The organism is Rhizobacter sp. (assembly GCF_031412495.1).
In the GTDB taxonomy this organism is placed as follows: Bacteria; Pseudomonadota; Gammaproteobacteria; order Burkholderiales; family Burkholderiaceae_C; genus Schlegelella_A.
On the sequence record NZ_JANODC010000077.1, the window covers coordinates 1 to 11,323 of the forward strand.

Sequence of the window (11,323 nt, forward strand, 5' to 3'; positions counted from 1 at the left end):
AGCCGAGGCCGGCCTCGTTCACCGTGCCGCGGCCCTCGGGAAGGATGCGGCCCCAGGCGATGCTGAAGCGGTAGGCCGTGAGGCCGAGGCGCTTCATCATCGCCACGTCGTCCTTCATGCGCCGGTAGTGGTCGCAGGCGACGTCGCCGGTGTCACCGTTGGCGACCAGGCCGGGCGTTCGCACGAAGCGGTGCCAGATGCTGGGCCCGGCGCCGTCGGCGAGGGGCGAGCCTTCGATCTGGTAGGCCGAGGTGGCCGCGCCCCAAAGGAAGGCGCTGGGGAATTGGTGGTTCATGGGAGCGTGCGTTCGCGGCAATCTAGCGTTGCGACGGTGCGGGCACAACCGGCCGGACGTGACTATTTGGCGCTGGCCGACGCTGTCGCGGCGACGGCGGGCTCGCGCCCGGCCGGGAAGCGCCGTCCGTCACGGGCGACGGAAGCGATCGCCCTAGCGACCCGCCACCGCAGGTGGCGGTTCCCGCCGGTCGACCAGTGTTTCCGCGGGGGTCGCGACGAGCGCCTGCAGGAAGCGCTCGGCGGCGGCGAGCTGGTCGAGCGCGACGTACTCGTCGGCCTGGTGCGCCTGGGCGATGTGCCCGGGGCCGCACACGACGGTGGGGATGCCGGCCTTCTGGAACAGGCCGGCCTCGGTGCCGAAGGCGACCAGCGTGGTCGCCTCGGCATCGACCAGGCGCCGCGCCAGCCGCACCGCCGGGTCGTCGGCGCGGGCCAGGAACGACGGCATGGCGCAGATCGTCTCGAAGCGGATGCCGGCCTCAGGCGCGACCGCGCGCATCGCCGGCTCGAGCGACTCGGCATAGGCGCGCACCTCGCCCTGCATCTCGAGCGCGTCGGTGCCGGGCAGGTTGCGGAACTCGTAGTGGAAGCGACAGTCCTCCGGCACGACGTTGTCGGCGATGCCGCCTTCGATAACGCCGACCGAGCCGGTGCTGTAGGGCACGTCGAAGCCTTCGTAGCGCGCCGCACCGTCGCGCCAGCGCTCGGCCATGTCGGTGAGCTTGCCGACGACGCGGGCCCCGACCTCGATCGCATTGACCGACTGCGGCGTCAGCGACGAGTGCGCGGCGCGGCCCTTGACGCAGCAGCGCCAGCGGTACACGCCCTTGTGAGCCAGCGCCGGCACCATCCCGGTCGGCTCGCCGACGATGCAGGCGAGCGGCAGCACGCCCTGCGCGCGCAGGTCGGCGATCAGGCGCTGCGCACCGAAGCCGCCGACCTCCTCGTCGTAGCTGAGCGCGAAGTGGATGGAGAAGGGCAGGTCGGCGGCGTGGAAGGCCGGCACCTGCGCGACGGCCAGGCCGATGAAGCCCTTCATGTCGGCGCTGCCGCGGCCGTAGAGGCGGCCGTCCTTCACCTCGGCGCTCAACGGGTCCATCGACCAGTCCTGCCCGTCCCACGGCACGGTGTCGGTGTGGCCCGACAGGATCACGCCGGCCGGCTTGCCGTCGCCGACCGTGGCGAAAAGATTGGCCTTGCGCCCCGAGTCGTCGAAGGTCAGGCGGCTCGCGACGCCGTGGCCGGCCAGCTCGTCGCGGACGAAGTGGATCAGTTCCAGGTTCGACTCGCGGCTGACCGTGTTCATGCGCACGAGCGTGCGCGCCAGCTCGAGGGCCCGGGCAGAAGGTGTGGCTCGGATGTCCATCGGCGCAATATAGCGGTTGGGCTACGCTCTCCCCATGGCCGATACCCCTCGCATCGAGATCACCCGCGACGACATTTCCGCCGCCCGCGCGCGCGTCGCCGGCGACGTCCGCCGCACGCCGCTGCTGCGTCTCGCCGGCCGCGACCTCGGCATCGGCTGCGCCGAGCTCTGGCTCAAGCTCGAGCACCTGCAGGTCGGCGGCAGCTTCAAGGCGCGCGGCATGTTCAACCGGATGCGCTCGAACCCGGTGCCCGAGGCCGGAGTCGTCATCGCCTCGGGCGGCAACGCCGGCATCGCCGTCGCCGTGGCGGCGAAGGCGATGGGCGTGCGCTGCGAGGTGTTCGTGCCCGAGACCGCGCCGCGTGCCAAGCGCGACAAGCTGGCCGAGCTCGGCGCGGTGCTGAACGTCGGCGGCGCCGGCTACGCCGAAGCCCTGGCCGCCAGCCTGCTGCGCCAGGCCGAGACGGGCGCCCTGTTGATGCACGCCTACGACCAGCTCGAGGTCGTCGCCGGCGCCGGCACCCTCGCCGCGGAGGTGGAAGACGACGCCGGCGTGCCCGACCGCGGCCTCGTCAGCGTCGGCGGCGGCGGCCTCGTTGCCGGCATCGCCGCGTGGTTCCGCGACCGCAGCCGCATCGACGCGCTCGAGCCCGAGCTCGCGCCGACGCTGCACCGGGCCCGCGAATCGGGCTGGCCGGTCGACGTCGCCGTGTCCGGCATCGCCGCCGACTCGCTCGGCGCGCGCCGCATCGGCAGCATCGCCTGGGCGCTGACGCAGCGCTACGTCGACTCGGCGCGGCTGCTGCCCGACGCCGCCATCCACGCCGCCCAGGAAACGATGTGGAAGAGCCTGCGCCTGGCCGTCGAGCCGGCGGCGGCACTGCCGCTCGCCGCGCTGGCGACGGGCGTGGTCGTGCCGGGTCGGGACGAGCGCGTCCTGCTCGTGATCTGCGGCGCCAACGTCGACCTGGCGTCGCTGGCCGCCTAGGGCCGGTCGACGCTGGCGAGGGGCTCGCGCCGCAGCGCGCCGAGGGCACCCGGCTCCGTCTCCGCCATCAGCTCGGCGATGCGGGCGAGCCCGGGTTTCTGCGCCGCGCGCAGGCGCGCGTGCTGGGCCGTCCAGGCCGGGTCGGCATGCCGCGAAGCCTGCTCGAACAGGCGCGAGAACGCTTCCAGGCGCGACTGGCGCAGCCAGTCCTGCAGGTCCCTGCGTTGCGACCAGCGCTGCTGGTTGCGGGCGGTCTGCAGGTACATACGCAGCCAGTCGCGCGGCGCGTCGGGCACCGACACCGGCTCGCACAAGGCGTTCTTCTCGTCGTCGCTGCCCGGTCCGAGCTCCAGATGGGCGACGAACGACGCGCTGAAGGTGGGCGAGCAGCGGCGCACGTACTGCGGCACGATGCGCGGCCCCTGGAACATCGGCTGCGCGGGGCCGCGCGGCAGCCCGCCGGCGCTGCAGTGCACGTGCACATGACCGGGCGACGTCGCCACCTCGCCGCCGTCGAGCACGATGCGGTCGCGCTCGATCGAGCGCACATGGCCGAGGCGCACGACCTGGCGGACCCGGCGCAGCTCGTCGAGCTCCGCCTCGCTGAGGATGGCGCAGTGGTACATCGTGGGCTGAACGTCGGGATCGATGCGCTGCAGCAGCCGCGCGGCCTCGAGCCGCACGAAGAGGTCGTCGAGCGAGACGGCATCGCGTGCCGCCTCCATCTCCGCAGCAAGGGCCGCGGTGACGCCGTGGGCGAAGGGCAGCGTCGGCTGCACGTGGGCGCGGTTGAGCAGCCACGAGTCGCGCGGCCGGATCCAGGTGACCGCGTCCGGGTCGACGCCCTGCTCGAGCAGCCACAGCACGGTGTCCATCGCCGTCTTGCCCCCGCCCACGATGACGTGACCGTGCGCCGGCTCGCCCAGGCGCGTCAGCTCGGAGGGCGTGACGCAGCGGACGCCGTCGGCGATCGCGAAGCGCGGCGGATGCGTCGCCGGCACCTGCGTGTCGGCCTGCGTCGCATCGACCCAGCGCCGGCCGGCGACGAGCCGGCGCCGGCTGCCGTCGAGCACCGAGGTGGCGATGCCGTCGGCATCGACCTCGTGCATCGACAGCCAGGTCACGCGGCCGCTCGGCAGCAGGCCTTCCTGCAGCACCCGCTCGTAGTAGGCGCAGATTTCGGCCCCGCTCGCGAGCTCGTGCATGCCGCGGTTGAGGCCGGTCTCGTCGATGCGGCCGGTGCCGAGCGGCATCGACTCGACCCCGTAGGTCGCCGACGGGCTGTGCAGGCGCACGAACGGATACGCGTCGTTCCAGTGCCCGCCCGGCCGGGCCCGGCGATCGACGAGCAGGATCGTCGCTGCGCTCTCGCGCAGCAGCGTATCGGCGAAGGCGAGCCCTACCGCGCCGGCACCTGCGATCACGTAGTCGGCCTTCAGGGTGTGTTCGCTCATCGTGCTCTTCCTCCGCCGCCGGCCGGGCTGGCATGATGCTCCAAACCCGCCGACCCACGCCATGAGCCACGACCCCTTGTCCGCAGTGTCGCGACCCGTGCACCTGCGCGGCACGGTCTTCGGCGACCTCGGCTTCGAGGGCGGCGAGTGGGCGGCGACGATGCGGCACCGCGCATGAGCGCGCCGCGCGCCGACGTCGTCGTCGTCGGCCTCGGCGCGGTCGGCAGCGCCGTCTGCCATCACCTGGCGCGCAGCGGCGCCCGGGTGGTCGGCATCGACCGCTTCGTGCCGCCGCACGAACACGGCTCGAGCCACGGCCTGAGCCGCGTCACCCGGCTCGCGGTCGGCGAGGGCCAGGCCTACGTCCCGCTCGCCATGCGCTCGCACGAGCTGTGGCGCGAGCTCGAGGCGCAGAGCGGCGAGTCGATCTACCAGCCCACCGGCGGGCTCATCGTCTCGTCGGATGCAGCCGATGCCACGGCTTTCCACGGCAGCGGCGGCTTCTTCGCGCGCACGGTCGCGATCGCGCAGCGCTGCGGCATCGCCCACGAGCTGCTCGACGCGGCGGGGATCCGCGAGCGCTTCCCCGCCTTCCTGGTCGCCGACCACGAGTTCGGCTACCTCGAGCCGAGCGCCGGCGTGCTGTTCCCGGAGAAGGCGGTCGCGGCGCAGCTCGCGCAGGCACGCCGGCACGGCGCGACGCTGCGCCTGCAGGAGAAGGTGCTGCGCTTCGTCGCGCACGGCGAGGGGAGCGTCGACGTGATTACCGACCAGGGCAGCGTCGGCGCCGCCCGCGTGGTCGTCGCGGCCGGGGCCTGGACGCCTGGGCTCGACGGCAGCCTGCCCGCCGGCACCGTGCGCGTGCAGCGCCAGGTGCTGCACTGGTTTCCGACGACCGCGCCGCAGCTCTACCGGCCCGACGCGTGCCCGGTCTTCATCTGGATGCACGGGCCCGGGGCCGAGGACGCGCTGTACGGCTTTCCGATGATCGACGGCATCGACGGCGTCAAGGTCGGCGCAGAGCAGTACGCGATCGAGACCGATCCCGATGCGGTCGAGCGGCGTGTGACGCCGGAAGAGACGCGAGCCACCTTCGCCACCCACGTCGAAGGCCGACTGCGCGGCCTCGCCGCCGAGGCGGTGCGCAGCGCGACCTGCCTGTACACGACGACCGTCGACGCCGCGTTCACGATCCGGCCGCACCCGAAGTCGGCGGCGATCACCGTCGTCTCGGCGTGCTCGGGGCACGGCTTCAAGCACTCGGCGGCGCTCGGCGAGGCGCTCGCTGCAGAGGTGACGGGCGCGACGCCGAAGGTTTCTCTCGCCCCTTGGAGCGCCGGGCAAGCAGTGGTCTGATCCCCTTGCGACCCCACCTCGCGAGTGTCAGGATCGAGGTGCGTCCGACGAGCCATTTGCGCGAACGCTTCCGGGACTACGCGGCGGCCCGCCGTCCCGCCGGCAGCGACCCCCGGACATCCAGGCCGTCGCTTCCGCTCCAGGAGGAAAGAACGTATGACCACGAACTCCTCGCAGCGTCCCCTGCGCCGTCTCGCGCTGGCCCTTTCCGCCGCCGGCCTGCTGCTCGCCGCGCTGTCGCTCGCCGATCGCGAAGGCATCGGCGGCATGGCCGCATCGAGCCGCGCCGATCCCAGCTTCGACCCGCTCCTCGACGGCGGCGCTGGCCCTGGCTGCGGCCCGATCGGCGTCGCCAAGCCGATGCTGTCGCAGCCATGGCTGCTCGCCGCGACGACGCCACGCAAGTCCGAGACCGCGCCGTTCCAGCCGCAGCCGATGCAGGCCGCGGGGGGTGACGTGCCGATCTACCGCGACCTCGGCACGCTGTCCTTCCGCATCACGACGCGTCAGCCGCGCGCCCAGGCCTACTTCGACCAGGGCCTGCGCCTCGCGTTCGCGTTCAACCACGCCGAGGCGCAGCGTGCCTTCCAGGCAGCGCAGAAGATCGACCCCCAGTGCGCGGCGTGTTTCTGGGGCGAGGCCCGGGTCCTCGGCCCGAACATCAACGCGCCCATGATGCCGGAGGCGAACGCGCCGGCTGTCGCCGCGCTCGCCAGGGCCGTGGCGCTGAAGGACCGGGCGAGCGCGCGCGAGCGCGCCCTCATCGAGGCGCTGGAGAAGCGCTACGTGGCCGACGCCAAGGCCGAGCGGCCACCGCTCGACGCCGCTTACGCCGATGCGATGCAGCAGGTCGCGAAGCGCTTCCCGAACGACGACACCATCCGCACGCTGTACGTCGAGAGCGCGATGGATACGCAGCCATGGGACTACTGGGAGCCGGGCGGCGCCAAGCCGAAGGGTCGCGGCGCCGAGATCGTCGCCAACCTCGAAACCGTGCTCAAGCGGACCCCGTCGCATCCGGGCGCGATCCACCTCTACATCCACGCGGTCGAGGCGTCGACGACACCGGAGCGGGCGCTGCCGCACGCCGAGCGTCTCGGCGCGATGATGCCCGGTGCCGGGCACATCGTGCACATGCCGGCGCACATCTACTACCGTGTCGGCCAGTACCGGCGCTCGCTCGAGACCAACAAGCGCGCCGTGGCCATCGACGAGAAGTACTTCGCCATATCGCCGTCCGACCCCCTTTACAAGGGCGCCTACTACCCGCACAACATCCACTTCGTGATGGTGTCGGCGCAGATGGGCGGCGACGGGGCCACGGCCATCGAGGCGGCGAAGAAGCTCGATGCCGCCGTGCCCGCCGAGCTCGCGAAGCAGTTCCAGATCATGGAGCCGGTGAAGGCGGCGCCCTACACGACGCAGCTGCAGTTCGCCGAGCCGGACGCCGTCCTCGCGCTCGCCGCGCCCGACGAGGGGCTGGTGCTGGCGCGCGCGATGTACCACTACGCACGCGCCGTGGCGCAAGCGCGCAAGAAGAACGCGGCCGCGGCCGGCATCGAGGTCGACGCCATCGCCAGGCTCGAGGCGAACGCGGACTTCAAGCCCTACGACGCCTGGGGCGTGCCGGCGAAGGCGATCACGCAGACGGCGCGGCTCGTCGCCGCCGGCCGCGTCGCCGACGCCGCCGGCGACCTCGACGGCGCCGCGCGTGCCTACGAGGAAGCGATCGCCATCGAGGACGGCCTCAGCTACACCGAGCCGCCCTACTGGTACTACCCGGTGCGCCAGTCGCTGGGCGGCGTGCGCCTGCGCCAGGGCCGGCTCGACGACGCGGAGCGCGCCTTCCGCGACTCGCTCGCACGAGTCCGGAACAACGGCTGGGCCATCGCCGGCCTGGCCGAGGTCTACCGTCAGAAGGGTGACCGCAGCGGCGAGGCGGCGGCCAGGCGGGCCTATGCGCGCACCTGGTTCGGCCCGGCCGCCGGGCCCGACATCGCACGGCTCTGATCAGCGCGTCGGGCGCGTGCCGCATGGGCAGAGGGCCCATGCATGCCGGAGCTGGGGCGGGAACGGGTGGCTGCTGCCTCTGCGTCAGGCGGCGGCCTGCACCAGCCTGCCGACGAGCGTCCAGACCGCATCCGTCTGGGCCAGCAGCGCCGCTGGAGGCGGCGAGGTCGCGGCGGTTGAGACGACGAGCTTCAGGTCGGGCGCGAGCAGCGCGAACTGGCCGCCGTAGCCCCAGGCCCAGGCGACGCGCTGCCCGTGCAGGCGGCCGGTGAACCACAGGAAGCCGTAGCCGACATCGGCGACCGCCCCGGGCCGCCACGTCGCCGGGCCTCGGCTCGCCAGGCTCTCCGCGACCCAGGCTTCGGGCAGCACCTGCGCGCCGCGCCAGCGCCCGCCATCGTTCATGAGGGCCGCCAGCTTGAGCAGGTCGCGCGGGCGCAGCGCCAGGCCGCCAGGCGCGAGCGGCTGGCCGTCAGCATCGCGCTGCCATCGGAAGGAGGCGATGCCGAGAGGCGCGAACAGCTGGCGCTCGGCCAGTAGCGACAGGCTGGCGCCGCGCGAGGCGCGGGTCAGGATCGGCGCGAGCAGCGCCACCATCGCGTCGTTGTAAGACCAGCCCGGCGGCGGCACCGCCACGGGCGGCTGCTCGAGCACGTGGCGCACCAGCCCGCGCCTGCCGGCCAGCTCGCGAAAGCGCGTGAAGTCGTAGGCCAGGCCGGTGCGCCCGGCCAGGATCTGGCGCAGCGTGACCGGCGCCGCCGGCGAGCCCGGCACTTCCGCCAGCTCGTCGGGGATCAGCTGTGCGACCGTCTCGTCGAGGCTCCTGATGGCACCGTCGCGCAACGCGATGCCGACCAGAATCGAGCACACGCTCTTGGTCGCCGAGTTGATGGCCTGCAGGTCGTCGGCGCCGGCGCCGGCGTAGTAGCGCTCGGCGACGAGGACGCCGTTGCGGGCCGCGAGCACGGCGCGCAGGGCCGGCACCGCCTCTCCCGCCTGCAGGGTCTCGGCGACGGCCGCCGCCTGCATGCCCTGGCTCTCGGGCCCGGCGCTGCCCCAGTCGGCACCGGCGGCAGCGATTGCGTCGGCGGCGAGCGCCGCGCCGGCGAGGAGGAAGGTGCGGCGTCGGGTCATGGGCACGATTCTCGCGGGCGCGCTCCGGCACACTCGGGCGGGGCGTCGCGCCCGGCCTTTTGGGAGATCTCGGCTGGAGCCTTCAGGAGTAGGCGGTTCGAACCAGGGCGTGGGCACGAAGCCCGCCCGGCACACCCGCGACCGGGAGTCGGAACGGATCCTGGCCGGAATCGGCCTCGTCCTCCTGGCCGTCGCCTGCTTCGCGACGCTCGACACCGCCACCAAGCTGTCGACCGCCACCGTGCCGATCCTGATGGGCCTGTGGTTCCGCTACGCCTTCCAGGCGGTGGCGACGACGCTGGTGCTGCTGCCGCGCCATGGCACGGCGCTGCTGCGCACCGAGCACCCACGCTACCAGCTGCTGCGCGGCACCCTGCTGCTGGTGTCGAGCACGCTCGCCTTCCTGAGCCTTCGCTACATGCCGCTGGCCGAGTTCACCTCGGTGGTGCTGATCGCGCCGCTGGTCGTCACCCTGCTCGCCGCCACGACGCTGAAGGAAGAGGTGTCGCCCTTGCGCTGGGCCCTGGTCGCGGGCGGCTTCGCCGGCACCGTGATCATCCTGCGGCCGGGGGGCATGGCCTTCAGCTGGGCGATCCTGCTGCCGCTCACGCTGGTCTTCACGAACGCCTGGTTCCAGGTTCTCACCAGCCGCCTGGCGCGGACCGAGAAGCCCCTGACCATGCACTTCTACACCGGCTGGGTCGGCGCCCTCATCGCCTCGGTTCCGCTGCCCTTCGTCTGGACCTCGCTGCCGCGCTGGGAGGACTGGGCCCTGCTCTGCCTGATGGGCTTCATGGGCACGGTCGGGCACTTCTTCCTGATCCTCGCCTACCAGCGCACGCCGGCATCGACGCTCACCCCCTACCTCTACGCGCAGATCGGCTTCGCCATGCTCGGCGGCTGGCTCGTCTTCTCGCAGGTGCCCGACCGGGCGTCGCTGCTCGGCATGGCGCTGATCGCCGTCTGCGGCGCCGCCGGGGCCTGGCTCACGGTGCGCGAGCGGCACGTGCCCATCGAGCCGGCCGAGTCGTAGACCTCAGGCGGCCGTGCCGGTCACGGCCTGGACGTACAGCTCGCCGGCGCGCCGCGTCTGCGGACCCGGCTGCCCATCGCCGATCGGCCGGCCGTCGACCTTCGTCACCGGCGTCACGCCGCCGAGCGTCCCGGTCACGAAGGCCTCGTCGGCGGAGTACACCTGGGCCAGCGTGAAGTCGCATTCGCGGGCGACGCCGCCGGCCGCCGTCCAGGCATCGATCACGTTCTTCTGCGTGATGCCCTTGAACGAATAGGCGCCGGTCGAGGTCCACAGCTCGCCCTTCCTGACGCTAGACGCTTGCCCCCGGGCGCCATCGAGAACCCGAGGGCAGCGATCGCGTTGCTCAGCCGCCCGCCGCCAGCTCCCGCTCGAGCACCTTCGGGTTGTCGCGCCAGCGCTCGACCCACTCCTGCGCGACGTCGCCCGGGTAGACGTCCTCGATGCCCTGCTTCAGCGCCCTGACGATGGCGCTCGCCAGCGCCGCCGGGGTCACCTTGGGCGGCGGCAGGTTCTGGTTCCACTCGTCGTCGATCGGCCCGGGGAAGACGTTCACCACGCGGATGCCGGCCGGCCGCATCTCGGCGCGCAGGCACTGGGCCAGCGAATACGCCGCTGCCTTCGACGCCGAGAAGGTGCCGTGCGGCGGGTAGTTCGACAGCGCATACACCGAGAGCAGGTTGACCCAGGCGGCGGCGTGCGTGGTGCCGTCGGCGGAGCGGCCCTTCAGCGCCGGGCCGAACTCCTGGGCCAAGCGCAGCAGGCCGAAGTAGTTGATGTCCATCTCGGCCCGGGCCGCGTCGGTGCCGCGCCGCGCCGCGATGCCGAAGGCGCGGTGCACCTCGGCGTTGTTGACGACGATGTCGACCTTGCCGCCGATCTCGCCGGCGAGCTCGGCCACCGAGCGGCCGTTGGTAAGGTCGAGCGGCACCAGCGTGACCTGCGGCAGGGCGGTGATGTCGTCCAGGCCCGGCAGCTTTTTCCAGGGCTCGGCGTGGCCGACCCAGACGATGTCGGCGCCCGCCGCCACGAGCGCCTGGACGAGGGCCTGCCCGACTTCGGTCTTGCCGTCGGTGACGAGGATCTTGCGGAACTTGGGGTCGCTGGCCATCTCGCGCAGCATCTTGTCGTCGCTCATGTGTTCGCTCTCCTCGGGCGGGAATCCGATCAGTACCGCGGCGCCGGCGCGGTCGAGGCGGGCGCCGACATGGACGCGCACGGGTCCGGGCGGCGCCGCCGCGCGAGCCGCGAACGGCGGCGGCGAAGCGACGTCGCCGTGCAGGTGCACGATCACCGTCGGTCCCGCGTCGAGCCGCACCAGGCCGAGACGCCACGGCAGCCGCTCGCGGTAGAACGGGTCGTTGCTGTGGTGGAGCACGGTCTCGCTCAGCAGCTCGCCCACGCCGCCCTGCGCCGTCCACTTCAGCTTCGCCGACAGGCAGCGGTGGCAGGCGTCGCGCGGCGGGTACTGCACCCCCTGGCAGCGCTGGCACACCTGCAGCTCGAAGCGCCCCTCGGCCGCAGCCGCCGTCATGCCCAGCGCCGTGCGGCCGCGCGCGAACGGCGGCAGATTCATCTGCCGCGTCCGCAGCACCGGGTTCTTCCGGCGCGGCTTCATCAGCGGCATCGTCATGGCCCCGCTCCCCGGCCCAGGATCACCGCGCCCGTGCACAGACACCGGTCGT

The 11,323-nt window shown here is 72.9% G+C and carries 9 protein-coding genes and 1 pseudogene; 4 read left to right on the top strand and 6 right to left on the bottom strand.

Annotated elements, in window-relative coordinates; all coding sequences use genetic code 11:
* Positions 1 to 295 (bottom strand): family 1 glycosylhydrolase (locus AC30N0_RS02765; RefSeq protein WP_489516408.1); only part of this gene is annotated, 295 nt, incomplete at its 3' end.
* A gap of 153 nt (positions 296 to 448) precedes the next feature.
* The gene (argE, locus tag AC30N0_RS02770) at positions 449 to 1,663 is read right to left on the bottom strand and encodes an acetylornithine deacetylase (RefSeq protein ID WP_489516409.1); all 1,215 of its coding nucleotides are present in this window, start codon (positions 1,661 to 1,663) and stop codon (positions 449 to 451) included.
* Positions 1,664 to 1,697: 34 nt separating this feature from the next.
* On the opposite strand from argE, the gene AC30N0_RS02775 reads away from it, so the two are divergent.
* Positions 1,698 to 2,651, top strand: coding sequence for a threonine/serine dehydratase (locus AC30N0_RS02775; protein WP_489516410.1), 954 nt, complete (start codon positions 1,698 to 1,700; stop codon positions 2,649 to 2,651).
* On the opposite strand, the gene AC30N0_RS02780 is transcribed toward AC30N0_RS02775, so the two are convergent.
* On the bottom strand, positions 2,648 to 4,105 hold the full coding sequence (locus AC30N0_RS02780) for an NAD(P)-binding protein (protein ID WP_489516411.1): 1,458 nt from the start codon (positions 4,103 to 4,105) through the stop codon (positions 2,648 to 2,650). The genes AC30N0_RS02775 and AC30N0_RS02780 overlap by 4 nt on opposite strands.
* Before the next feature lie 174 nt (positions 4,106 to 4,279).
* On the opposite strand from AC30N0_RS02780, the gene solA reads away from it, so the two are divergent.
* Together solA and AC30N0_RS02790 are read left to right on the top strand one after the other, a co-directional pair.
* On the top strand, positions 4,280 to 5,461 hold the full coding sequence (gene solA / locus AC30N0_RS02785; RefSeq protein WP_489516412.1) for an N-methyl-L-tryptophan oxidase: 1,182 nt from the start codon (positions 4,280 to 4,282) through the stop codon (positions 5,459 to 5,461).
* A 156-nt stretch (positions 5,462 to 5,617) separates the two neighbouring features.
* Positions 5,618 to 7,471 (top strand): hypothetical protein, encoded by a 1,854-nt coding sequence (locus tag AC30N0_RS02790; protein ID WP_489516413.1) that lies wholly within the window; start codon positions 5,618 to 5,620, stop codon positions 7,469 to 7,471.
* A gap of 84 nt (positions 7,472 to 7,555) precedes the next feature.
* On the opposite strand, the gene AC30N0_RS02795 is transcribed toward AC30N0_RS02790, so the two are convergent.
* Positions 7,556 to 8,605, bottom strand: a complete 1,050-nt coding sequence (locus AC30N0_RS02795) for a serine hydrolase domain-containing protein (RefSeq protein ID WP_489516414.1) — start codon at positions 8,603 to 8,605, stop codon at positions 7,556 to 7,558.
* A gap of 109 nt (positions 8,606 to 8,714) precedes the next feature.
* On the opposite strand from AC30N0_RS02795, the gene AC30N0_RS02800 reads away from it, so the two are divergent.
* Positions 8,715 to 9,638 (top strand): DMT family transporter, encoded by a 924-nt coding sequence (locus AC30N0_RS02800; RefSeq protein WP_489516415.1) that lies wholly within the window; start codon positions 8,715 to 8,717, stop codon positions 9,636 to 9,638.
* Between the two features lie 3 nt (positions 9,639 to 9,641).
* On the opposite strand, the pseudogene AC30N0_RS02805 reads toward AC30N0_RS02800, so the two are convergent.
* Together AC30N0_RS02805 and AC30N0_RS02810 are read right to left on the bottom strand one after the other, a co-directional pair.
* A pseudogene (locus AC30N0_RS02805) lies at positions 9,642 to 9,917 on the bottom strand (aminotransferase class IV); the annotation flags it as partial.
* Between the two features lie 67 nt (positions 9,918 to 9,984).
* Positions 9,985 to 11,271 (bottom strand): SDR family NAD(P)-dependent oxidoreductase, encoded by a 1,287-nt coding sequence (locus AC30N0_RS02810; protein ID WP_489516416.1) that lies wholly within the window; start codon positions 11,269 to 11,271, stop codon positions 9,985 to 9,987.
* Between the last annotated feature and the right edge of the window lie 52 nt (positions 11,272 to 11,323).